The following is a 23,334-nucleotide window of genomic DNA, read 5'->3' on the forward strand; positions in this document are numbered from 1 at the left end:
CTTCATTCAAATTTGCGAAAAAATAAAGTTTGACAAAGCGAATTTTCATATGGTAAGATTAAAGTGTGAATAAGATGGGTTAAATCCGCTCTGTTTCAAAAATATTAAAAAGCAGCTCTCCAATCATATCACAACATATCTATGTGCGCAACTTTAAACCGTCACAATTAAACCCGGCAAATTCGCCGGGTTTTTGATTTTTTTATGCGACTTGATTGCGTTATAAAACTCGCCTCAATCCTCCAAGGGAAGGTTATCCGAAAACAAATCCGGATTGCGCTTGAGCATTTCGGTGATTACTTTCGCCACCATCGCGGCATCACACACCCTTACCGAAGCATCGCCAAACTGCCCCCGGTGCATCGCGCCCGTCTTTTCCAGGACCTCATCCACCTTCCAAAAATGCTCCGACCACGACAGCCCGCAATGCCTGCGGGACGGTACCGGGATTTCCGAGCCGTCGGGTAAAACCGTATACAGCATCTCATGATCATCCGTTAACCTGCCCGGGATGTCCGCCCACTCCTCAACCCCATGAATAAAGGTATTGCGCCTTAAGTCAACACCAACCAACAAAATGGTCGCCCGTCGGTCGAGCAGCTTCCCCCAAGCGGAGCCTCTGGCGCAGGGAGTATCGAAATGATGGTCATCGTTTGTAAACGCTACGGCATCCCGACCTAACGCCGCCACGGAATGGGTGGGGTGCAGGGAACGCACCACACCGGGCCGTTGACGAAAAAGTTCTGGCAATATCCCGACGTTGGAGGGCGTCCGATCCACGTAAAACCTCGGATGGTCCGCATTGATGCGGGACCATGTATGAGTCGGCAGGACAAGCAAGCCCTCCTTCATATACGCTGTAAACGCATCCAAAACGGTGTCTGCGCCGCCCTCGACCGGTCCTATGCTTTTCATGGAAGAATGGATCAGCAGCGTCCCCTTGCCGTCGATTCCCAACTGCTCCAATTGCTTTATCAAGCTCTCTTTCGTATGCACGTGCTCCCCCTCTTTGCGCCTTTATGGGCAAATGTCTCGATAACCTACTGCAACTTGCTCTCGATTCGCTGCATAAATTCCTCGGCTGCGCTGTATCCCAGCTGTTTAAGATACCAATTGTTCGCCGCCGCTTCGATCAATCCCGCTACGTCGCGTCCGGGCTGGAGCTGGATTTCAAGATGCGGAATTTGAACGCCGAGGTACTCGGTGAACTGGGGAACGACCTCCAACTCATTGTTCAGCGCATCTTCCTTCCAGGGAGACAGCTCAATATCAAGGACAATACGCGTCTCGTCCTGAAAAGCCCGGCGTCCATACTGGCGTACGACATTGATCAGCCCGACGCTGCGCAGGGCCAGAAACTCCCGGGTCGTCTCATTATGCGTCCCGAGCAGGGTCGACGGCCCCAGTTTCTTAAGGACCACGATATCGTCAGCCACAAAACGGTGCCCCCTGCGAATGAGCGTATGGGCGGTCTCGCTTTTGCCGATCCCCGATTTGCCCCGAAGCAGGATGCCTATCCCCGAAACATTCACGCAAACCCCATGAATCGACAACTCCGGCGCCAATGCCTTCACCAGATAGTTATCCAACTTGGCGATAAACTCCGTAGTCGTCTCGGACGTGCGCAGGAGCGGAATGCCCTCCTGGTCGCAGAACAGGGTTAGATAGGGAATCTCTTGCTGCCCCGACGTCACAATAAAACAAGGCGGTTGATATTTGACAATATTTCCGATATGAAGCTTGCGTTCCTCTATGCTAAGCGTCAATAAATAGGTAATCTCCTTGCGGCCGAGCACTTGCACGCGCTCCATCGGAAAAAAATCGAAGTATCCGACAAACTCCAGTCCCGGTCTATGCGTTCGCGGCCGGGTAATGGCGCGGTCCAATCGGTCGGCCCCCGCAAGTACTTCCAATTGGAATGTTTCCGTAAGACGCTGAACGGTAATCGACTTCATGTAGTTTTCTCCTCCTGCGGCTAAAGCGCACCTAAAATAAAATGCGCCTAATAATCGATACCCCGGTTTTAAGGATATATTCCACAGCCGACAGGTGCATTCCTGCTGAGTTTGCCGGAATGATAAACAACGGCTCCCCTTGCCTCATTTAAGGACAAGGGGAGCCGAAGCCTCCGAAATACATGATGGTTATTTGCTTACCCGTTTACGGCTTAACCATAAACCGAGACCGATCAGTCCCAGACCCGCTAAGATGTACGGATAACGGCTTCCTTCACCGGTCTTGGGAAGCAGGGTTCCCGGCGATGGCTTGCGCGTTTCCGGCTGCTGCGGTTCCGGTTCCGGCTTGCCGCGCGGGATATCCCCTTCTTCGATATCGACCGGAGGCGTCTCCGGATCTTCCGGCGCAGGCGGCTGAGGCGTCGTCGGTTCGCCTCTCGGGATATCCTCATCCGGTACGTCCACTTCGCCGGACGGCGGTGTTCCCGGATTGGCCGGATTCGATGGATGGCTCGGCGTTACCGGAACCGATGAATTCCCGGGGCTCGTTGGATTCCCTGGAGTTCCCGGATCGGTCGGGTTTGACGGATTCGTTGGATTCGAAGGCTCGCCCGGTTTGACAGGTTCTTCCTTGCTGTTCGTCACGGTCAAGTTCTTCACGTTGCCTTGGCTCGTAATACTGGAGTCAATCGTGACGGTCCACTTCGCTTGATCGATTTTATATCCCTCCGGAGCTGCCAGCTCCTCCAAAATATAATTGTCGTACAGCAGTTTCGTGAACAGGATTTTGCCGTCCGCATCCGTTGTTTTCACGATCGGCGCCCGTTTGCCGGCTTCATCGTATAGCGCGAACTTTGCGCCGGCCAGCGGCTTCGTCTTATCGTCCCGGTCGACCTTGACCACTTCCAGGCTGCCCGTTACGCCGCCTCCGGATCCTGAACCGGAGGAAGTACGGACAATAATCTCTTCCGTGGTCTCCCTAAGCTCGGTCTTCAGTTGGTCGCCCTCGAGCGCTACTTTATTTTGTACGGCTTCTTTGTCTTCCGCGACAATGAACGATTGATATTCCAAAATATACGCCGTGGAGATCGGGTTGGTGAACTTCAATTCAAACGTCTCTTGATCTCCATCAAGCCTTGCGATGGTTAGCGTGTAGTCTTTCCCCTTTGTTAGTTCTTCCGCTTTCGCCGCTTCCCCGCTGGCCTCGATCTTGGTGGCGTACAGATGGAACGAGTCCTCGATCAGGATCTGGTTCGCACTCGGATGGTCGATAATTTTAGCGTTGGAAATATGCGACTGCCCTTCATTGATTCGAATCGACCAGTCGATTTTATTTCCTTTCTGACTCCCTTGCTTCGCGACATACTCACCGCCATGAGGGACCGTTACTTTACCGTTCCAGGTCGCCGCTTTATCGCTTCCTTTCCAAAGTTCAGCGGTATTGTCTATCTCTTTGGCAATCAAAGCGCCCTGCAGCGATGTTTTGAACTCAATCCAGTAGGCGGATGAAGTCGACCCGGGAAAATGAATCGAAAGTTGGTTTCCGTTAGCCTCGGAAGGCTCCGTCACCTTATATTTGGATGCGGGAACTTCGTCGCCTTTCTTGACGTCATTTCGTCCCCCCATCAATTTCATCTCGTATACCTTGACCGAATTCGGCACCAGCTTTTGATCCTGCTTTAACACATCCGTTACAACCGCGTCTTTAAGGGGTTCGAGGTTGTAGTTCATCTTGATGTTCCATGTAATCTCTTTGCCGACGGGATCATAACCGCCGTCTTTACCGCCATTGTTCTTCGTGTAATCGTCGGCGGAGAAGCTGGCATCCCGCTCAATCGGCCCCTTCTTCTCCCCGTTCTCGACCCACGTCATGGAAGCCCGGTTCAGAAAATCAAGCTTACGGTCCTTCAGCCAACCGATGTTAAACTTCGTCTCGTACTCGATCGTATAGGTGGTGTCCAGGGTTTTGGCGAACTCGATAACAAAGCCTTGGCGTACATCTTTGTACTCCACCTTATAATGGCTCTCGGGAACGACTTTTCCGTCCGCTTTAACGACGACGGAGCCCGGTACGAATTCAAGCCCCTGGTACGGGAACGTATCCGTGATCACGACGCTGCTCATGCTGTACTTACCGCCACCCGGCATTTTGTCGCCGTTGACCGTGATCAACCACTTTGCCGTTTTGCCCGCAAAGTCCACCTCCCCTGTTCCCTTGACCAGAGCGCGGCTCTTTTGGGCCGGGACGGTGACTTCTTTGGAAGAATCGCCCGATGCCACTTTGTTCTTCACCGGCTGCCCGTCGGCCGCCGTTCGATCGACCGGCTTGGTTTGGTAAACGATCGTATATGGTGAATCGATATCCTTCTTAAACTGCAGCTTAAATCCGTTTGTCCCTTGCGGATCAGCCTTGTACTCCTCCCCGGAAAGCAGATCCTGGGCATTCGTCGAATTGCCCCTATACACCTTCAACGAATCGGCAATCCATGTATGATTCGTACTGAATTCATCCGTGACGATCGCCTTTTCTTGCGGGATATTCTTTTCGTTAAAGTTGTACTTTACCGTCCAGGTGATGATTCCGGTGTCTTGATCAACACGATACGACTTATCCAAGAATGAGCCGCGATTTACGGTGACCGTAGCGGTCGACTTGGCCTCTTTCATCCCCTCGCCGGTCAGGACAGCCGTGTTCTCGAAGCGCGACTGCTCGCCGGTAAGCTTCGTCGAAAAGCGAATTTCGTAAGCTTTGCTGATCGTCTCATCCTGGAACGCAAGCTCCAGTTTGGCCCCGCCGTTCGTTTCGACCGCATACTTGCCGGATTCCACCTTGCCGCCAAGGGTAACCGATCCATCGCCGTTAACCTGCAACTGGTAAACCTCTACAGAGTCGGCGATCAGTTCCAGACCTTCAGGCAGCGCGTCCGTGATGACCGCGTGCTTGATGTTCTTCAGCGACTTGTTCACCTGAACCGTCCAATCGATCCGGTCTTTGCCGATCGCTTTTCCTTGTTTCTCGGTCAGCTTGCCGCCCTCCGGTTTCAGGTTCACGATGATCGTCTGCACTCCGCTTTTTACCGGAATGGCAATGATGATTTCAGTGCTTCCTTTCAGCACTTCCTTCTTAAATTCCGTGCGGATTTCCAGCTTGCCTGTGATGTTGGAATGACTCTCGACGTAATCGTTGAAGGTCATGACCACTTTCCCGTTCAGATCGACCGTAAATCGGCCAACCTCCCCTTGACCGGAAACAAGCGGAGCATCGATATCCGTAAAAATTTCAAATTGCCCCGGCAGATCAAAAGTAAATGTATCTCCGTTCTTGTAGCCGTGTCCGTTCGGAAGTTCCCACTCATAGCTGAGATTCACGGCCGCCCCAATATCCAGACTACTGCCGGGATTATACACCGCGTCAATGACGGTGCCGTTCTTATCGGTTAAGACGACTTTGGTTAAAATACTCTCCGTATTGGCGATCGGCGCCGACGGGTTATATACGTTATCCGTCACGGATTCCTGCACGCCAATCGCCGCTTCCTGCAAATCGGCCGCCGCATTCGCCGTCCATACGGAAGCGCCATACAGCGTTTGAATCAGTAACAGTAAAGCTACAACGAGTCCAAAAACTTTTTTCTTTCTCCTCATAATCTCTCCCTCAGTCTCTTCATCACCCTCATACTATTCGGTTCCGATCCGCTTTTTCGTGCGCAATTCGGGCCATACAACCAACCGATTGCATGGCGATAAGGGACTTTCCAGTCCATCACCTCCACTGCTTGTTTATTGACGCACGACTTCCTGTGCCTGTCATTTCCCTCAGGAACCAAATGGGCTTCCTGCATTATATATTCCAAAACTATACAATTTCTAGACAAACACAAATAAGCCTTGGACCTTCCGTCCAAAGCTTAGGTTAATTCTCGTATTAATAATATTTAGCTGCGGTATAATGGGAGGCGTCTTTGACCATTTGGAATGCCGTCCCACTGCTCTTCCAGCTCGCATCCACCGTAGTGTCGATCGTCACCCATTGCCCGTTCAAAAACACTTCGTTCCAGGCATGGTAGACGTCAACGTAATCCGAAGTCCCCATAACCAGCTTAGCCGGAATATCGATGCTCCGCAGCATGGAAGCGAACAAAGAGGCGTAGTCGTAACACATTCCCTTTTGCCCCGACAATGTTCGATTAATGTCCGGGAGGTAATCCGTTAATTCGCGGGCCGCAAGAGCCTCGTCATACCGAATCGTGCCGACGATATAGTCGTAGATAGCTTGTACTTTCTTCTCATCGGATGAGGCCGATTGGGTTAACTTCTTCGCAAGCTGAGCCGCCTTGTCGCCTTCGTTCCAATGGATATTTTGGATGGAGTTCAAGAATACCTGGCCGCCGTTCGCCAGCCGAAGCGTTACGTCCGCTTCCTTGACCGGCTTATATTTGGTGCCCCCGACTTGTTCCAGAACGGTAATCTTATAGTTCCCGTTGCCCATCTGCAGCGGAAAAGCCTCCTGCCGTTTATCCGGCGAAAGTCCGTATGTATATTTGTCCTGACCTTTAGCGATCATGAGCTTTGTCTTGACGTCGGCCTTCACGTCATATTTAATGACGATCACGCCGCGGTCCATCTGCTCCAAGTCCAACCAATCCTCAGAGGAGGCGGCTTGTACAGCCGGAGCCCACATCAATAACGCAAAAAGTCCTACAATAGCGAACACTACGCTGCGCATACTGTAAACTCCCTTCGGTGGCCAGGCTGCCATTGACGGATCGTCAAGAAGGCCCTATGGCTTTGCGTCCTTGTCTTTCAACAAGTTTGCCGTTATCGTAATAGAGTTCCACAGATTTTGAATCAAGTTTGTCCAGAAAAAACAAAAAAAGCGTCTTCGTTCGGTAGCTGGCTGCCATTGACTTACGTCAAGAAGGCCCTGTAGCTTTGCGTCCTTGCCTTTCGACAAGTTTGCCGTTATCGTGAGTAGCTTTGTGAGTCCATCGTACCAAATATATGAGCTATCATCAAGAGAAAAAATGGAATTTTGTCGAAATAGTTATTTTTTAGATAAAACTGTCTTTCCATATGCCTGTAGACACAAGTTTTAATAGAACTTGTATTCCTTTTATAGTATATTCTGAGTATATTTGTTACGAAGGGCGTGAATCTGATGACAGTTTCTTTAAAAGAAGTTTTCGGAATTTCTAGGGATATCCTTAAGAGTTATGTGTCTAGAGAGATAGATAATGAGTTTAAAGATAAACTTGAACTTACGGATCATCATATAGTTATCTTTGGGGAGACTAAGGTCGGAAAAAGCTTTTTAAGAAAAAAGTACATTCCAAAAAGTGATGAAGTAGTTATTATCGATTGTACAAAAGGTATAAACTTAAATGATGTTTACATGCAAATATTATACAAGTCAGGAATTGAAGTGACAGATAGTTTAACAAAGTCCTTTGAAGAAACCAACAAACTTAAAGGAGAAATCAGCGGCGGTTTCCTAGATTTCCTGAAAAGTAAAATCACTGGAGAAATAAATGATAAAGAAATTCAAACCGAAAACAGCAGGCCCTATATTCCAAATACTGTTAGTGTAAAAGTTTCCAATGAATTGGAAAGAGCCGGTAAAAAAATTATTGTCTTGGATGATTTTCATTACCTTGAGCTATTTGAACAATATCAACTAGCGTTTGATTTAAAAATGTTTTATCAAAATGGAATCCGATTCGTTATTATCGGAACTAAAATAACCTCTGGTTATTTTGAAAAATTTAATGGAGAACTTTCACACCGTATCGATTACATCGACGCAACTATTTGGAAGCATTCAGAATTACGCCAAATAGCTGAAAAAGGATCCAGAGAATTGAACATAAATATCTCACAAAGTGTTATTGATTATTTCATCGACTCTTCAAGTGGAATTGTCTCTGTGTACCAAGGCTTATTATTTAATTTTTGCCGAGTAAATAACGTAAGGGAAAAGAGTGCTCAATTAATTCATTTGGAGAATATAGATCTAGCTTCTAAATGCACGAAGACATATTGGGATGAGATTAGTGAGATATATTTTAAAAAAGTTAAAGATATTGCAAGTGGTGGACGAAGACGTAAGCTACAATTATATTATTACATAATCAAAATAATTTTAAATTCTGAACAGACGCTCATACGTGCTGGATTTCCATTCCAATATATATTTGATCAGTTAAAAACAACTCACCCTCTGAAAGATAGCCTAAACCAAGGGGCTTTAACGTCTGTACTAAATCATATTGATGACTTGCAGTATGATAAAGAGATTTTCCCTAAAGTATTCACATATTTTGATAAAAGACTTTCGATTGTCGATTCAGACTTTTATTTTATGACAAGACACTTACCTCGTGAAAAAATAGATGAAATATTACCACCCCATGAATATGTAATTCAATTAACAGATATCGAGGAGGAAGGACAACTAAGTTTGTTCTAATGAGTCTATTTCGTCTTTTAGGGGATATATTGTTGATACGACTCAGCTTAATGGTTATTGGGTAAGATTGAACCTAAGTATACAAGATTTTCTTACTTTTCTCCTCAGACTTAAATTAATCCACCACCACTTGTTTTGCCTGAATTAGAACCTACATTAATAAACAATTTGATATGCTTCAGACTCCCGATATGTTTCAAAGCGACCATTTAATCTGCTTCTATCAAGTAACCTGCATCAAGTTTGACTAAAGTAAAGACAGTTCCCTAAGAAAATAGGCCTACTGATAAGCCACCCATCATCCTGAAAAAGGTTGGTGGGTTTTTTTCGTTGCTTCTAGTGCCTCATCAGACATCGTAGTAGGAGAAAATGAGGAGTCGCTAAATCGTATTTAGCGCACTAAGATCAAGGTGCCTAACCCCTACCTTCCAACCCAGCCAACTCCAAAAAGATGCAAATCTACAGGTATTTAGGCCGATTCCTGAGCGGATGCGAAAAAAAGATGCAAATCTGCAGGTATTTCTAGTGATTTTAGAGAAACGAGCCGGTTTTGTCAAAAATTCCTGCAGAATCGCAGGCATTTTCAAATTTTTGTTCCGAACAAGAAAAAAACATGCAGATATGCAGGAATTTTATGTTATCAGGGTTGTCTGACGAGGTACTAGCTCATAGTTTTTAAACACACATAGTTAATTTCCACTGACCCACTCTATTTCACAAATTTTTGCTTTTCAAATTATTTATCATGCCGATGAGCCTTCGTACGCTTGCAGTGCTCCTTCAGTATATTTGCGCGACAACGCAAAATATCATGCGGTGTACACGGATTTCCGCCGGCTTGCTATTTGATATATTGATATTGCCTATCCCGCACCTAATACATTTTGAGGAGAAAAAAATCGATGAAAATCATCATTCCCAAAGGAATCACCCCGGCTATCCTGACAACGGCCATCCTGATTGGATGGACTGCGGCCGCGCCAAGTCTACCCGTTGCAGCCGCACAAGACCCTATCGCGTCGGCGCAGAACGCGTCAACCGCTTCGAAGAAGGCCGTTCCCGTCACCGCCGAGTCGGTAGAACAGTTTGCCGATGCTTATTTTTCGCGTCCCGATGTGAAAGAACGGCTCAAAGGCGCACTCTTTCTTGTCGTTAAAGACGATAAAGTCCTGCTCAATAAAGGATACGGCTATGCCGACACCGACGCAAAAAAGCCGGTTGACCCCGATACCACAGTTTTCCGCATGGCGTCCATCTCCAAAGTCTTTACGGCAACGGCCGTTATGCAGCTTGCCGAGCAAGGCAAGCTCGATCTCGAACGCGACATATCCGAATATATGACGGGCATCACTATCCCCAATCGTACAGGCTCCCCGCTGACGATGAAACATCTGTTAACCCATACAACCGGGTACGACTATACGGAAGGTTCCGCAGCCGCGAACCGCACGTCTCTGGAGAGTTACGTCAAAGAAAATATACCGACCGTCATTCGTAAGCCCGGAGAGGCCTACCGTTATGACAATATCGCTTACGTACAGCAGGGATATATCGTACAAAATGTGGCGAAGCTCCCGTTTGAAACCTATACGAAAGAGCATATTTTAAAACCGCTCGGCATGAACAGATCCGATTTTGTCATGAGTGACGAGATCCAGGCCAATTTGGCCAAGGGTTATGATCCTGAGGGCAAAGCGATTCCTTTGTACGAGAATACCCCCTATATCGATCCCACCGGAGGATTATTCTCAACCGGCGGCGATATGGCCAAATTTATGATAGCGATGCTGAATGACGGCAAGCTCGGGGAGACTCGGATATTGAAGGAACAAACCGCCCGGACCATGAAATCCTTCCAATTCGGCGTTCATAATGATCTGCCCGTGATGGCGTATGGATTTGAATCCTTCTTCAACCACCTCCATAATGGAGAGGCCGTCATCGGGAAAGGCGGGGACCTTGCCGGAGCTCATTCCTGGATGTGGATGCTGCCCGAGCATAAAGTAGGCGCGCTGGTTATCGTAAACGGCGAGGCCATAGACCCGAGAATCGAACTATTCGCCGCTTTCATGCAGCAGTTTTATCCCGATCAGCGCGCTGCCGCTCCGCCCCAACTTCAACGGGCACAAGAACAACAAACACCTTTGACCCGGTTTGAAGGCACTTACCGCAACCTGCGGAATCCGCAGGCCATCTCGCGTATTACGGCAAATCAGGACGGTACACTTACGGTAAAAGATCAGATGGGCACGCATCAGCTGCAGAAACTGGAGGCGTTGTTGTTTCAAGACGAAGAAGGCATGAAGGCGGGATTTAAAGAAGATAGCCGAGGAGAAATCAGCTACTTCTACTATAATGCCCCGGACAGCTTTTTCGAGAAATTGCCAACCCCTGCGCCCTACAGTGACGTACCTGAGCATCACCCGTACGCCTCTTCGATTTATCTGTTAAAGCAGCTTGGGAAGATCAGCGATGACAATCCGAGCAAATTCGGACCCGAGGAAACTTTAACCCGTGCCGAATTCGTGCAAATGCTGGTGCAGATCGGCGGGTTTCCATTGAGCAAGGAGCCTGTCCGATTTGCCGATACGGCCGGTCATCCGCTCGCACCGGAAATCCAGACGGCTGTAGAACATATAGGTGTCGAAGGCGTACAGGACGGACGTTTTGAGCCGGATCGAGCGATCACGAGGCAGGAAGCCGCTTCGCTAGCATGGAAGTTTGCACAGGCGTTTAGGCCGGACCTACCCCAAGAAGCAAAACTAAGCGGCGAACAACCCTCGCCTTGGGCCAGGGAGGCCGTTCAATTTGTCGCCGCCGCAAAGCTGTTTGGCCCCGAGGTAAGCATGGGCGCCGACGGGACGGTCGACTATAAGCCAACGCGCCCCATGCTTCGCCAAGAAGCCGCCGCGTTGCTAGCCCCGCTTGCCGTTCCGTCGGGATCATGAGTCGCCCCTCCCTAGTTTTAAAAGGCCGGTTTCCCGGCCTTCCTCATTTTAACAGCGGTCACGCATCTAGGACTGTTGGTTCTTAACCGCTGCACCATGGCTTCTCTCCCTTTTTCCTCTGCCCGCATACAAAGCGAACAAGAGAACAAACCATACAGGTGTCAACAATAAGGCCATGCGCGTTTCCTTGGCGACCAGCATGATCAGGAGAATGACCGCGAACAACGTCAGGACGGCATAATTCACAAATGGCGTAAGCGGTGCTTTGAATTTGGAACTCGCGTGCAGTTGCGGATGGTTTCTTTTATACCGTAAATGGCAAACCAGGATGACCCCCCAGACCCATATAAAACAAATGGCGCTAATCGTTGTCACGATGCCGAAAGCTTGCTCCGGCACAAGCTTGCTCAAGAGGGCGCCGGCCGAAATGACAAGCGTGGATACAAATAACGCGTTTCTCGGCACATGATTCTTGTTCAGCTTGGCATATTGGGAGGACGCCTGGTCCTTCTTGCCCAAATTGTACAGAATCCGGCTTGTTGAGAACATTCCGCTGTTGCAAGCGGAAGCGGCCGAAGTTAATACGACGAAGTTAATGATTCCGGCGGCCACCGGGATCCCGACTAAACTAAACGTTTTAACGAATGGACTTTCCGAGGGACTCAGTCCTGTCCATGGATTAATGCACAATAGGGCGATCAACGCGCCAACGTAGAAAAATAGAATGCGTAACGGGATTTTATTGATCGCCGAGGGGATATTTTTTTCCGGATTCGCGGTTTCCGCGGCCGATACCCCCACCAACTCCACGCCGACAAAGGCAAACACGACCATTTGGAACGAAAGTAAGAACCCCGTGATTCCGTGCGGAAAAATCCCGCCATGCTCCCACATGTTTTTTACCGTGACCATGCCCGACTCGGTTTTAAATCCGATAACCAGCAGAACAATCCCGATGGCGATTAGAGCGAGGATCGTCACCACCTTGATTAAGGCGAACCAAAACTCCAATTCTCCGAAGTTTTTCACGGTCAGCAAGTTCAGTGCCAACAAAATGATCAGACAGATGACGGCGGGAATCCACTGGGGAATATGGAACCAGTACTGGACGTATACCCCGACGGCGATCACATCGGCCATAGCGGTCATGATCCAGCAAAACCAATAGGTCCACCCCGTTACGAACGCAATCCGCGGGCCCAGATAATCTTCGGCGATGTCCGTAAACGATTGATACCCGGCTTTGGACAGCAGAAGTTCCCCCAACGCCCTCATCACGAAAAAAACGGCGATTCCCACGATCAAGTACGCGAAGACAATGGACGGTCCCGCCAGTTGAATCGCTTTGCCCGATCCGAGAAACAATCCGGTACCGATGGTGCCGCCTATGGCGATGAGTTGGACATGCCGATTTGCTAAATCTCTTTTTAATTCTTGTTGTGCCAAAACAAACTCCCCCTCGATGTTTAAATTGTTTCATGTGAAACAATGAACCGCATAGATACAAAAAAAAGAGATTGGATCGCTCCAATCTCCAGGTCTAAAAGAATAATAAATAAGATTTGTTATTCAACGGGGAATAGCAAATAAATATCTAGTACTCTTCTGTCCTTTTGCCTGAGATGGTGAACCCTTCGGCGCCGCGGAATCCCGCGGTCTCTCCAGAAGCCGCTCCTGCTATAGTACGATCCATAGCAATCATAGCTTGCTTACTATTCAATTTTTAAGTAATGACAGTTACTTTAAATATTTTTCAATACTACTCCCAGCCCCCGGACTTTGTCAATAACATAAATTTCATGGTTGGGCCTGTCCGGTAAAGCAAAAAGCTAAGCGCGGCGGGATGCCGGCCTAGCTCTTTTATTAAATCACTATGGCTCGTTTCTCTTCCGTCAAGCCGAGCGCCTTCGCGGTTTCGGGATCGATTTGGCGGAAAAGATGGGGGTTTTCCGACAGCGATAAGCCATAGGAAGGAATCATTTCCTTAATCTTTGGCTCCCATGCTTTCAAATGCTGCGGGAAGCATTTCTTGATGACCTCCAGCATGACGTGAACGGCCGTCGAAGCCCCCGGAGAAGCGCCCAGCAACGCGGCAACCGAGCCATCGGCGGCGCTCACCACCTCCGTGCCGAATTGAAGCGTTCCTTTACCGCCTTCCACGGTATCTTTAATCACCTGGACGCGCTGGCCGGCGACGACCAGCTCCCAATCTTCGCTCTTGGCGCCCGGGATAAACTCGCGCAATTCATTCATACGCTGCTCTTTGGACAGCATCAGCTGCTGGATGAGGTATTTCGTCAGTGCCATTTCCTTCACGCCAGCCGCCAACATCGTCAAGAGGTTATGCGGCTTTACGGAAGTGATGAGATCGAACACGGAGCCCGTTTTTAAAAACTTGGGAGAGAAGCCGGCAAACGGCCCAAACAGCAGCGATTTCCGGTTATCGATAAATCTTGTGTCCAGATGCGGAACCGACATGGGCGGAGCGCCCACCGAAGCTTTGCCGTACACTTTTGCATGATGCTGTTGGACGACCTCCGGGTTATTGCACACTAGGAATATTCCGCTGACCGGAAATCCCCCGATGCGTTTTCCTTCGGGAATGCCGGACTTTTGCAGCAGGTGCAGACTTCCTCCGCCGGCCCCGATAAAGACGAATTTTGCTGTATGGTGTTCGACGGCTCCGGTATCCAGATTTTTCACCTTTAATTCCCACAATCCGTCCCGGGTCCGCTTCATATGGGTAACACTGTGTTTGTAGTGGACATCGACTTGTTGAGCCTTCAAATGGTCGAACAGCATCCGCGTCAGCGCGCCAAAGTTCACATCCGTACCGGAATTGATTTTGGTGGCCGCGACCGGTTCGGTAAAGCTGCGGTTCTTCATCATCAGCGGAAGCCATTCCTTGAGTTTGCCCGGATCGTCGGAAAATTCCATGCCGTGAAACAAGGGATGGCTGGACAGGGCTTCAAACCGTCTCTTTAAAAATTGGACGTTCTGCTCCCCGCGAACATAGCTCAAATGAGGCAGCGGCATGATAAAGTCCCGGGGATTCCGGATCAGATGGCTATTCACCAAGTAAGCCCAAAATTGCTTGGAGATCTGAAATTGCTCATTGACCTTGATGGCTTTGCTGATATCTATGGATCCGTCAGGTCGTTCAACGGTGTAGTTAAGTTCGCACAAGGCGGCATGCCCGGTTCCCGCGTTGTTCCATTCGTTCGAACTTTCCTCCCCCGCACGGGCGAGCTTCTCAAAAACCGTGATCTTCCAGTCCGGCGCTAATTCTTTCAAAAGGGTTCCCAACGTTGCGCTCATAATTCCGGCACCAATCAACACAACATCTGTACTAGTTTGTCCGTAACTCATACTAACCTTCCTCACCCTAGAATTTGCCGAAACGATGTAAGCGCTCTCGCTTCGGCATCGCCATAAGCCCGTCTCAAGCCGACCCACATCTTTTCTCATTGAAATATCATATGGTCCTAGTGTATCAATAGTGCCGCTAGATTTAAATATTTATTTCTAAGATATTTATAATTAATGCAAAAGATCGGCCGAATTTTACCAAAATAGAAAAAGCAACGCCTTTGACCGCGTCAAAGACGTTGCTTGCAGCTTAGTGTCGCTCGTCCAAGTTAAGCATGTCCGATTCGTAGGACTGAAACGCGTTTTCCAAACCCATAATGACATCCTTAATCTTCATGTACCCCTTGGTATACGGGGCGGAATCCCGAATTTCTTCCCACATATAGTGATAAGGCTTCATATCCTCCGTTTCGCATACGATGAAATCCGTATATTCCTTTCCCGGAAGCGCCTCCGCGTCAAAAAAGCGCACGCTCACCTGTCCCCTGTATTTTTGAATAATGTCCTCCAAAGAAGCCGCGTGCTTTCGACGTTCTTCCCGCGGTAACGCCAGCCAGGATGGATAAAACTCTACCAAAACAATCATCATATAACGCATTCGATCTACCTCCGCTTTGACAATCTGATCTGAAGGTCAGTGTACTCGTTCGTCGTCCAGGATGCATTGCTTCCCCCTTTACCATACTGCCGTAAGAGGTCACAAAATCTTGTTCCAGGGAGAACGCCACATTATATTCTCTTCCATCGGGCAAAAGATAAAACAGACGAAATAATCCCTCCGAGCAAAAATAAGCATGGTGCACCCGTTGACCCGCTTCAACGATTCGCGTTCCTTGCCCCACTTTTTTCACGACAGTCCGTTCTACAAACGTATTCCAATCGGCTTCGGCGAACGAAAAGACGGAGACCTTGTTTAATAGCGGGAGATAATGATGATTTGGTTTTTCGGATTCCGGATGCATTCGTATCATCACCTTATTAGCAAGGGCCCCTTTGCCTGCTGCAAAAGGGCCCGTTATTTGAAAATCTATGCTGACCGGACTTATCTCCGGGCACTCCGGTTGAATTGATTCACGGCACTAAACAGGGCTTTTACGGACGAGGTCATGATGTCCACATCAATGCCGCAGCCCCAGTAGATTCTGCCGTCGGAAGCCGTGATCCCGATATAAGAAACCGCTTGGGATTTGGATCCCGTTTCCAGAGCGTGCTCACTGTAGATCAAATCGGTATAGTTCATGCCGAGACCCGATTGCAGCGCGTTGCTGATCGCATCCAGTCTTCCGTTCCCGGTACCTTCCATTTCCTTGACTTCATGACCGGTCCGGATCGTGACCACCGTTTGAAAGCCTTCATCGTCTGCGGAGCGGTATTTGATAAATTCCACAGGAGTGCTGATGTTCACGTATTCCTTCATGAAAATATCGTAGATTTCCTCCGGCATCAGTTCCTTTTGCTGCTGGTCCGACACGTTTTTAACGAAATACCCGAAGTTTTCGCGCATTTTCGCCGGGAGATCGAGTCCGTACTTCAACTGCAGCACGTATCCGATTCCGCCTTTACCGGACTGGCTGTTGATGCGGATAATATCGCCTTCATACTCTCTGCCGATATCCTTGGGATCAATGAGCAGATAAGGAACCGACCAATGCCGGGGCTCCTTCTCCTCACGCCATTTCATGCCTTTGGCGATGGCATCCTGGTGCGAACCGGAGAAAGCCGTGAATACCAGCTCGCCTCCGTACGGATGTCTTTCGCTGACTCTCATTTTGGTCAGCCGTTCATAGACGGAAGCGATCGCCGGGAGGTTCTCAAAATTCAGTTTCGGGTCCACCCCGTGGGAATACATGTTGAGAGCCAGCGTCACAATGTCCACATTCCCCGTTCTCTCCCCGTTTCCGAACAAGGTGCCTTCGACGCGCTGAGCTCCCGCCAGCATCCCCAGCTCCGCGTCGGCTACGCCCGTTCCCCTGTCGTTATGCGGATGAAGCGACAAAATCACATGCTCCCGGAAATTCAGGTGCTCGCTCATATACTCGATTTGGCTGGCGTAGACGTGTGGCATCGACATGGATACCGTTGCCGGCAGATTGATGATGACCGGATTCTCCGCCGTCGGCTGCCATACGTCAAGCACGCTGTTGCAGATGTCCAGCGCAAACTCGATCTCCGTCCCCGTAAAGCTCTCGGGGGAATACTGGAACTGGAAGTTCCCTTCCGTTTCCTCCGCGCACTGCTTGAGCAATTTGGCGCCGTTAACGGCGATGTCGATAATTTCCTGTTTGGATTTGCGGAATACCTGCTCCCGCTGCGCCACGGAGGTCGAGTTGTACAAATGAACCACGGCCTTTTTCGCGCCCTTCAGCGATTCGAACGTTTTGCGGATAATATGCTCTCTCGATTGAGTGAGCACCTGGATCGTGACATCGTCCGGGATCAATTCCTGCTCGATCAGGGTGCGCAGGAAAGTGAACTCCGTCTCCGAGGCTGCGGGAAATCCGACTTCGATCTCCTTAAATCCGATCTCTACGAGCATTTTGAAGTATTCCAGCTTCTCCTCCAAATTCATCGGAACGATCAGCGCCTGGTTTCCGTCGCGAAGGTCGACACTGCACCAGATCGGAGCCTCCGTAATATACTCTTTCCGGGTCCAATTCAAGCTCGTCTCCGGCGGCATAAAATATCCTCTGACGTACTTTTCAACATTCCTCATGGGTATCTTTCCTTTCGTCGATTTTTTGGCTTATCTGCCAAAGACCGGATGCACAAAAAAAGCCTTTCGTCTCCACTACAACAGAGACGAAAGACTTTGACATCTTACGCGGTACCACTCCGAATTCACGCCGTCGCCCGGCATGCACTCCACGGATACGGGTTTGCCGAAAGGACAAACCTGGCATCCTCCTGATGATAACGGTCAGGCTCCGGCTCCGCCTACTTCTCTGGGTTCAGCGAGCAACTCCAAGGTGAGTTCCGATTTCCTCCACGGCTGTTTCACACCAACCAACAGCTCTCTGTTCGCTTGGATAATCGTACTATTCCTTTTCAACGTATTTTAATTATTAGGATCATGCTATAACACCTATCCGATGGTGTCAAGTGGAATCTGATGTTCCACCGCTCCACCCCGGATACCCCAACTGCCTCAGCCGTATCTGTATCATATAGCCTCTTCGCTGACAACTAGCTGTCAGCCTAGTTCAATCGGCATCGTCTTCGTAATGTTGGGCGATTTCGCGGGCCATTTCGCGAATCCGGCGCTGCAACTCCAGCGGCTCCCGAATGCGTATGGCCGTACCGAACGACATCAGGTAAGTCGGCAGATACTTGTTCATCGTCGGAACGTCGAGCAGAAACCTCGCCTCCCGATCGGTTCGTTCCGTCAAATAGTGGCGCATATGCCAGTGACCGCATACTTCGTTCAGCACGTCCTGCTCTCCCTCGATCCGGATGACCGCCAGCGGTCCGTCCGCCTCCCGTCCCCGATTGGACTGGTCGCGGAAATAAGCCGACGCGGAGAAACGCTCCGGCGTCTCAAACCGCGTTTCGGTCGGCTCCAGCCGCGCGATCCGGTCCACGCGGAACGTCCGTACGGCCTGCGACCGATGGCAAAACGCGACCGCGTACCATTCGTTCCGGTCGTAAGCCAGCCCGTACGGATCGACTGCACGCTCGCTGGCCTGTTCCGCATTCGCCTTGCGATAGACGATGCGGACGGTTCGCCCTTCCTTGGCCGCCTCCTCCAGATCTCTGAGTAACGGAACGACGGAAGGCGGACGCACCGGAGAAATCACATCCATGCCGCTCGTCTGGCGGGATAGGTCGTGGCGCTGCTCTTCGTGCAGCCCGTTCTCCACCTTTTTCAGCGCGCTCTCCAACTCCTCGGCATATGGGTATCCGGCGCCTTGGGCAAATTTAAACGCGTCCACCAGCGCCTTAAGCTCTACGGAGTTGAAGAACAGCGGCGTTTCCCTGAAGCTCTCCAGAATGCGGATGCCGCCGTCATGGCCCGATTCCGCGACGACCGGCACTCCGCTTGCGCACAGTGCGTCGATATACCGGTATACGGTTCGCACGCTAATCTCCAGACTGTCCGCAATCTGCGCGGCCGTAAACTTCCTTCCGGATCGCAGCATCCAAAGCATGGACAGCATATTATCCCATTTCGCCATCGGGAGGCCCCCTCTTTTTCTCACGACATCCAAACTAATTCGAGCCCTTTTTATTCGCTATGGATAGATTCCATCAACTCGAAAAAGTATTTTGGCTCATGCGTCCGATATAGATGGAACCATGCATGCAAGGTCTCGGGTGCAAATACATCCAGCAGCTTCAACACATGCATCGTAAACTCCAATGGCGCGACTCCTGACGCGGTTACTAAGTTCCCATCGGTTACGGCCGGTTCCATTTCATAATACCGCTCTCCACGGTACTCAGGACATAGCATTTTCATATATTCCAGATCATTGCTTGTATGCCTTCTTGAGTCCAGCACTCCTATCTTAGCAAGTCCCGTGGTTGCACCACAAATCGCCGCGACAACCGCCCCTTCTTTCACAGCTTCGGCGGCTATTCTCAATATAGGCTCATGGACAGCCTCCAGCCAAGTATCTCCGCCCGGGAGAACCAAAACATCCGTATTTTTCAAATTGCATTCAGCAACAGATATACTAGGCTGTATTTTCATACCTCCCATGGTCGTGACCGGGTGATGGTCCATGCCTACGGTAATCAACTCTAAGGGCGCTGTATCTTTTTTAAAATATCTCCCTGAGTTCAGTTCGGCCGTTAAATAACCTACCTCCCAGTCCGCCATCGTATCAAATACATAAATATACACCTTTTTTGTATGCAAAATATACACTCCTTTAATTTGAATTACCCCTATTGTAAAAAAACTTTACTGACAACTTCCGTCAGTAAAGTTTCGAAAATTTTGGGCTTTCATTTTTTTGGTTCCTCTTCAGGAATAGCGTCGGTTCGAATCACAAAAGCGACCTCCTTGATTTCACTATCCCATTCGCACAACAGCCGAAAACCTCTCAAAACAGCACCGGGTTCATAATCGACTGTGGTGGTCCGTGCTGCCCTTGATGCCTCCAGGTTGATGGCCATAGCTCTGACAACCGATCGATGAGATCCGGAGAAATTGTCGCGGCCGGCAGCACCGGCACGCTCCGGAGAGATGGCTAGCTGGCATAGTCACAGGGTTGCTGCTCTAGTCCGTCAGATATTTTACATGAAATGTAATTTATGCAACCAATTTACTGAGGCAACCCTAGTGCGCCTTCTCTAAATACCTATACTGCGTGGTATTACTGATACCAGTCGCCACTGTAATTTGCTTAATTGTATAGTCTTTACTTTTATACATCTTAACAGCCATTTCCACTTTATCTTCTTTCTTAGTAGGTCTCCCACTTTTCTTTCCTCTTGATCTTGCTGCTTGAAGACCCGACTTTGTTCGTTCACTAATAATATCTCTTTCTAGTTTAATGATTAACAGCGGATAGGTGTCTGCAAATAAATTATATCAATCAGAAGTTGTCTACGAAGCCATATGTGATTCTAAAATTGTTGCGGAACTAGCCGTTGCATCCCGAAAGACGAATATAAACCCAGAATTACAAGAGTTTTTGAAAATAGCGAAAGGCAAGGCGATGAACACATTTACAAAGTGACAAAACTGTTAGTTTGAACGAATGTTTGTAAGAAAGTTCGATGGTTTCCTACTTTTTTTTTTATTATATTGAAAATGAAGAATGTAAGGAGTGGGACAATTGAAAACGGTACTATCGGTGCAAAACCTAACGAAAGAAATCAAGGGCAAGTTGATTGTGCGGGACATATCGTTCGATGTGGCAGAGGGAGAGATTATTGGACTACTTGGTGCGAACGGAGCGGGCAAGACAACCACGATGAAGATGATAGTTGGTCTAAGCACAATAAGTGACGGGGACGTGCGGATTGCAGGCTACAGTATTAAGAGTCAGTTTTCTAAAGCACTCATCAATGTAGGGGCAGTGATTGAAGCACCTGCATTCTATCCTTATTTGAGTGGGTACGAAAATTTACGTCAATATCAGCGTTTGCACAAAAATGCGAATAAGGATTGGTTGCTGGAGGTAGCCAGTCTGACTGGGATAGAACATGCGCTTAAGCAGCGAGTAGGCACGTACTCCATGGGAATGAAACAACGCTTGGGAATTGCACAAGCACTACTGCGAAAACCAAAGTTGCTTGTGTTAGATGAGCCGATGAATGCACTTGATCCTGCTGGTGTCCGTGAAACCCGGAACTATTTAAATAGAATTGCGGCAGATTTGGGCGTAGCAATTGTGATCTCCAGTCATCAACTGTCTGAGATTGAGCAGATGGCACGCCGAGTGGTTATTATACAGAATGGCCGCTTAGTGATAGAGCAGCGGATTGATGATGGGTTAAATGATGGAAACTTCTGTATTACTCTTCACATTGATAATATTGAGCTTACAAGCGAAGTTGTGGTTAACTTGTTTGGGGATGATCATCATGTATTGGATTATATGCAGACAGAGAAATTATCTAACGGTTTGCATACTATGACAGTAGCTATTGATGAAGGTCAAGTTCCAAAGCTGATTCGAGCATTGTGTGATGCCGGGGTGGAAGTTCATCGGGTGTTGCCGGCACATACGAGTTTAGAGGATAAGTTTTTAGAATGGACAACTGCGCGCAGTGAGGTGAGTTAAGTTGTTATGGAACGAATGTTTGAAGGTAGTGAATAAAAGAATCTTTATTCTTTCACACATTGGTTTTATTGTGATGACGGTACTGTTGTCTTGGTCGTACATCAGTAATCTCAAGGCTGATGTTACGGTGGCCCAAATGGTAGCTGCTTTGCTTGGCCTATCGGGAATGCTTGTAATTCTACCTTGGGCGATTGTTTTATCACCTCTTATTTGGACGGATGAGTATCATTATGGTACTCTGAAACAACTATTCCTGCATACGTCCTCGCGCTCACGGTTGTATGTTGCCAAAATTGCTGCGATGATCTTGCTCATCGTTACGAGTGTTGCTAGTATATTCATTGTTTCTTTGTTATTGAATCTTCTGATGGCTCCACAAAACATGCAATGGGGCGACATGACGCATGTTATATACTCTATCGGAGCACTCGTATTGCAATGTTGCCTTTATGCAAGTCTAGCATCCTTGATTGGTGTGTGGACGAGATCAGCTGCTATCGCAGTAGGCGGTAGTTTAGTGCTATACTTTCTTCAGATAATATTTGGAAGTAGTCTCTTATCTACATCATGGACGCACATTTTATTCATTCATCATGATGATTTAAGTGTCTATTGGAGCACATCACAATATAAATCGGAATTAGTTGGTTTACCTATGTCGTTAGCGATAGATATCTCCTATATTTTGTTTTTCTTTGCAATTGGATTATGGTTGTTCGTCAAAGAGAGAGGAGCAGGCTAAACATGACACGGAGCTACCCGCGGTGTTTGCCTGTAGTCTGGGTAATGCGTTGCTTCCCTTTAAGAAACCAGGTATGCCGAAGCGCCTGGTAATCCCGGATCATGGACTCATCTTCGAAGAGCAAATGGGCAATGTCTTCGTTCATTAATCTTTTTTCAAAGCGGGAAACGTCTCTTCTGTAAACACTTGTTGTTTGGCTTCATCCGCAGCAGCTAACGTATACGTGGGGTCATCCTTGCGGATGACCCCTTATAAGCATGGTGTAATGAAATAAACTGTAAACCCTCATATGGTCCGTCCCGTTAGAAACCGCCTCTAGAATGGATGATTTGGCCGGTAATCCATTGGGCCTCGTCGCTTGCCAAAAAAGCGATCAGACGGGCCGCATCCTCCGGAAGACCGATTCGACCCATCGGAAAACTCGGCAGTAGCGCGCTCTTCACCTCTTCGGACATCCAACCGGAGTCGGTAGGACCGGGATCGACGGCGTTGACGGTAATGTGCAGCGGTGCCAGCTCTGCGGCCAGAGATTCGGTAAAAACGGAGATGGCCCCTTTGGTCGCGGCATAGGCAAGATTGCCGGGCATAGGGCCCTTGCCTTGACCCGAAGTGAGGTTGATGATTCGGCCGCCGAGTACACTAGGGGAAGCTTGCGCTTTTTTCTCGGCCTCGAGCATACGCGCGAATTCAGCGGACAGCATGAAGGTGCCCCTAATGTTTACGGCGCAATGAGCGTCGATGAGAGACTCGTTTAATTGACGAAAATCCGCATCGACACTATACGCGGCATTATTGACGAGGATCGTGGGAAGCCCCATCGCTTTTCGGACTTCACTTAACAAGTCGGACGCGGAGCCCGGTACGGAAAGGTCCCATTTCATGTGTGCCGCTTGAACGCCCAACTGCCGCAGCTCTCCCGCAAATAAATCGGGCCAATTCTCATCCGCATCGTTCGGATTGATTTCTTTATCGTAGTCGTACAGATGCGTAAAGAACAGGCTGGCGCCTTCGTTAGCCAAGGCCCGACAAATCGCGGCCCCGATTCCGCCCGGCCGGCTCGCCCCCGTGACTATGGCGATTTTACCTTGCAATCTGGTCAATTTGACGATACCTCCCGTTG

The 23,334-nt window shown here is 48.9% G+C and carries 17 protein-coding genes, 3 pseudogenes, 3 riboswitches and 1 other annotated feature; of the genes and pseudogenes, 5 read left to right on the forward strand and 15 right to left on the reverse strand.

Translation table 11 applies throughout. From position 1 onward, the window contains the following. Window positions 1-234: 234 nt before the first annotated feature. The 4 genes from FRY98_RS16325 to FRY98_RS16340 form a co-directional block, all read right to left on the reverse strand. Window positions 235-996 carry an AAC(3) family N-acetyltransferase gene (locus FRY98_RS16325; RefSeq protein WP_148453836.1) on the reverse strand — a complete coding sequence of 254 codons (762 nt, stop codon included), beginning with the start codon at window positions 994-996 and terminating at the stop codon, window positions 235-237. Window positions 997-1,040: 44 nt separating this feature from the next. After that, on the reverse strand, window positions 1,041-1,955 hold the full coding sequence (gene hprK / locus FRY98_RS16330) for an HPr(Ser) kinase/phosphatase (RefSeq protein WP_148453838.1): 915 nt from the start codon (window positions 1,953-1,955) through the stop codon (window positions 1,041-1,043). Between the two features lie 189 nt (window positions 1,956-2,144). Next, window positions 2,145-5,600 carry a collagen binding domain-containing protein gene (locus FRY98_RS16335; RefSeq protein ID WP_148453840.1) on the reverse strand — a complete coding sequence of 1,152 codons (3,456 nt, stop codon included), beginning with the start codon at window positions 5,598-5,600 and terminating at the stop codon, window positions 2,145-2,147. 280 nt (window positions 5,601-5,880) lie between these two features. Continuing rightward, window positions 5,881-6,681 (reverse strand): transglutaminase-like domain-containing protein, encoded by an 801-nt coding sequence (locus FRY98_RS16340; RefSeq protein WP_148453842.1) that lies wholly within the window; start codon window positions 6,679-6,681, stop codon window positions 5,881-5,883. 13 nt (window positions 6,682-6,694) lie between these two features. Continuing rightward, window positions 6,695-6,782, reverse strand: a riboswitch (cyclic di-GMP riboswitch). A 58-nt stretch (window positions 6,783-6,840) separates the two neighbouring features. After that, window positions 6,841-6,926: riboswitch (cyclic di-GMP riboswitch) on the reverse strand. A 187-nt stretch (window positions 6,927-7,113) separates the two neighbouring features. On the opposite strand from FRY98_RS16340, the gene FRY98_RS16345 reads away from it, so the two are divergent. Further along, the gene (locus tag FRY98_RS16345) at window positions 7,114-8,421 is read left to right on the forward strand and encodes an ATP-binding protein (RefSeq protein WP_148453845.1); all 1,308 of its coding nucleotides are present in this window, start codon (window positions 7,114-7,116) and stop codon (window positions 8,419-8,421) included. Window positions 8,422-9,323: 902 nt separating this feature from the next. After that, complete coding sequence (locus tag FRY98_RS16350) at window positions 9,324-11,369, forward strand: serine hydrolase domain-containing protein (protein ID WP_148453847.1); 2,046 nt, start codon at window positions 9,324-9,326, stop codon at window positions 11,367-11,369. 66 nt (window positions 11,370-11,435) lie between these two features. Here FRY98_RS16350 and FRY98_RS16355 read toward each other — a convergent pair whose 3' ends face one another. The 9 genes and pseudogenes from FRY98_RS16355 to FRY98_RS16390 form a co-directional block, all read right to left on the reverse strand. Further along, window positions 11,436-12,815 carry an amino acid permease gene (locus FRY98_RS16355; protein WP_148453849.1) on the reverse strand — a complete coding sequence of 460 codons (1,380 nt, stop codon included), beginning with the start codon at window positions 12,813-12,815 and terminating at the stop codon, window positions 11,436-11,438. A 149-nt stretch (window positions 12,816-12,964) separates the two neighbouring features. Beyond that, window positions 12,965-13,044, reverse strand: a riboswitch (glycine riboswitch). Between the two features lie 188 nt (window positions 13,045-13,232). Then, window positions 13,233-14,837, reverse strand: coding sequence for a malate:quinone oxidoreductase (locus FRY98_RS16360; RefSeq protein ID WP_148453852.1), 1,605 nt, complete (start codon window positions 14,835-14,837; stop codon window positions 13,233-13,235). A 151-nt stretch (window positions 14,838-14,988) separates the two neighbouring features. Then, complete coding sequence (locus FRY98_RS16365; protein WP_225039048.1) at window positions 14,989-15,315, reverse strand: darcynin family protein; 327 nt, start codon at window positions 15,313-15,315, stop codon at window positions 14,989-14,991. Then, window positions 15,197-15,700 carry a Crp/Fnr family transcriptional regulator gene (locus FRY98_RS28975; protein WP_249043437.1) on the reverse strand — a complete coding sequence of 168 codons (504 nt, stop codon included), beginning with the start codon at window positions 15,698-15,700 and terminating at the stop codon, window positions 15,197-15,199. Before FRY98_RS28975 ends, FRY98_RS16365 begins: the two co-directional genes overlap by 119 nt. A gap of 80 nt (window positions 15,701-15,780) precedes the next feature. Then, a complete protein-coding gene (gene leuA, locus FRY98_RS16375) occupies window positions 15,781-17,451 on the reverse strand; it encodes a 2-isopropylmalate synthase (protein WP_148453856.1) in 1,671 nt (556 codons plus the stop codon). 79 nt (window positions 17,452-17,530) lie between these two features. Continuing rightward, window positions 17,531-17,796 (reverse strand) — a binding site (T-box leader). A gap of 142 nt (window positions 17,797-17,938) precedes the next feature. Beyond that, window positions 17,939-18,910 carry a helix-turn-helix transcriptional regulator gene (locus FRY98_RS16380; protein ID WP_148453858.1) on the reverse strand — a complete coding sequence of 324 codons (972 nt, stop codon included), beginning with the start codon at window positions 18,908-18,910 and terminating at the stop codon, window positions 17,939-17,941. A 50-nt stretch (window positions 18,911-18,960) separates the two neighbouring features. Then, window positions 18,961-19,596, reverse strand: a complete 636-nt coding sequence (locus FRY98_RS16385; RefSeq protein ID WP_148453860.1) for a type 1 glutamine amidotransferase family protein — start codon at window positions 19,594-19,596, stop codon at window positions 18,961-18,963. 89 nt (window positions 19,597-19,685) lie between these two features. Continuing rightward, a complete protein-coding gene (locus FRY98_RS28460) occupies window positions 19,686-19,856 on the reverse strand; it encodes a hypothetical protein (protein WP_170287108.1) in 171 nt (56 codons plus the stop codon). Between the two features lie 163 nt (window positions 19,857-20,019). Further along, window positions 20,020-20,241 (reverse strand): annotated as a pseudogene (locus tag FRY98_RS16390) (helix-turn-helix domain-containing protein); the annotation flags it as partial. A 13-nt stretch (window positions 20,242-20,254) separates the two neighbouring features. On the opposite strand from FRY98_RS16390, the pseudogene FRY98_RS29305 reads away from it, so the two are divergent. From FRY98_RS29305 to FRY98_RS16400, 3 genes and pseudogenes are all read left to right on the forward strand, one after another. Continuing rightward, a pseudogene (locus FRY98_RS29305) lies at window positions 20,255-20,422 on the forward strand (LysR family transcriptional regulator); the annotation flags it as partial. Window positions 20,423-20,521: 99 nt separating this feature from the next. Next, the gene (locus FRY98_RS16395; RefSeq protein WP_148453862.1) at window positions 20,522-21,472 is read left to right on the forward strand and encodes an ABC transporter ATP-binding protein; all 951 of its coding nucleotides are present in this window, start codon (window positions 20,522-20,524) and stop codon (window positions 21,470-21,472) included. Between the two features lies 1 nt (window position 21,473). Next, on the forward strand, window positions 21,474-22,214 hold the full coding sequence (locus tag FRY98_RS16400; RefSeq protein WP_148453864.1) for an ABC transporter permease: 741 nt from the start codon (window positions 21,474-21,476) through the stop codon (window positions 22,212-22,214). Between the two features lie 16 nt (window positions 22,215-22,230). Here the strand turns inward: FRY98_RS16400 and FRY98_RS28980 are convergent. Both FRY98_RS28980 and FRY98_RS16410 read right to left on the reverse strand, forming a co-directional pair. Beyond that, window positions 22,231-22,442 (reverse strand): annotated as a pseudogene (locus FRY98_RS28980) (hypothetical protein); the annotation flags it as partial. A gap of 74 nt (window positions 22,443-22,516) precedes the next feature. Continuing rightward, window positions 22,517-23,314: an SDR family oxidoreductase gene (locus tag FRY98_RS16410; protein WP_148453866.1), complete on the reverse strand. Its 798-nt coding sequence runs from the start codon at window positions 23,312-23,314 to the stop codon at window positions 22,517-22,519. Window positions 23,315-23,334 lie beyond the last annotated feature (20 nt).

Source organism: Paenibacillus faecis, from assembly GCF_008084145.1.
GTDB classification, from domain to species: Bacteria; Bacillota; Bacilli; order Paenibacillales; family Paenibacillaceae; genus Fontibacillus; species Fontibacillus faecis.

What these genes read in the sequence shown, in the direction of transcription:
- hprK (WP_148453838.1), bottom strand. Translation starts at nt 1,955, where the DNA reads ATGAAGTCGATTACCGTTCAGCGTCTTACGGAAACATTCCAATTGGAA.
- FRY98_RS16335 (WP_148453840.1), bottom strand. Translation starts at nt 5,600, where the DNA reads ATGAGGAGAAAGAAAAAAGTTTTTGGACTCGTTGTAGCTTTACTGTTA.
- FRY98_RS16340 (WP_148453842.1), bottom strand. Translation starts at nt 6,681, where the DNA reads ATGCGCAGCGTAGTGTTCGCTATTGTAGGACTTTTTGCGTTATTGATG.
- FRY98_RS16345 (WP_148453845.1), top strand. Translation starts at nt 7,114, where the DNA reads ATGACAGTTTCTTTAAAAGAAGTTTTCGGAATTTCTAGGGATATCCTT.
- FRY98_RS16350 (WP_148453847.1), top strand. Translation starts at nt 9,324, where the DNA reads ATGAAAATCATCATTCCCAAAGGAATCACCCCGGCTATCCTGACAACG.
- FRY98_RS16360 (WP_148453852.1), bottom strand. Translation starts at nt 14,837, where the DNA reads ATGAGAAAAGATGTGGGTCGGCTTGAGACGGGCTTATGGCGATGCCGA.
- FRY98_RS28975 (WP_249043437.1), bottom strand. Translation starts at nt 15,700, where the DNA reads ATGCATCCGGAATCCGAAAAACCAAATCATCATTATCTCCCGCTATTA.
- leuA (WP_148453856.1), bottom strand. Translation starts at nt 17,451, where the DNA reads ATGAGGAATGTTGAAAAGTACGTCAGAGGATATTTTATGCCGCCGGAG.
- FRY98_RS16380 (WP_148453858.1), bottom strand. Translation starts at nt 18,910, where the DNA reads ATGGCGAAATGGGATAATATGCTGTCCATGCTTTGGATGCTGCGATCC.
- FRY98_RS28460 (WP_170287108.1), bottom strand. Translation starts at nt 19,856, where the DNA reads ATGGCCATCAACCTGGAGGCATCAAGGGCAGCACGGACCACCACAGTC.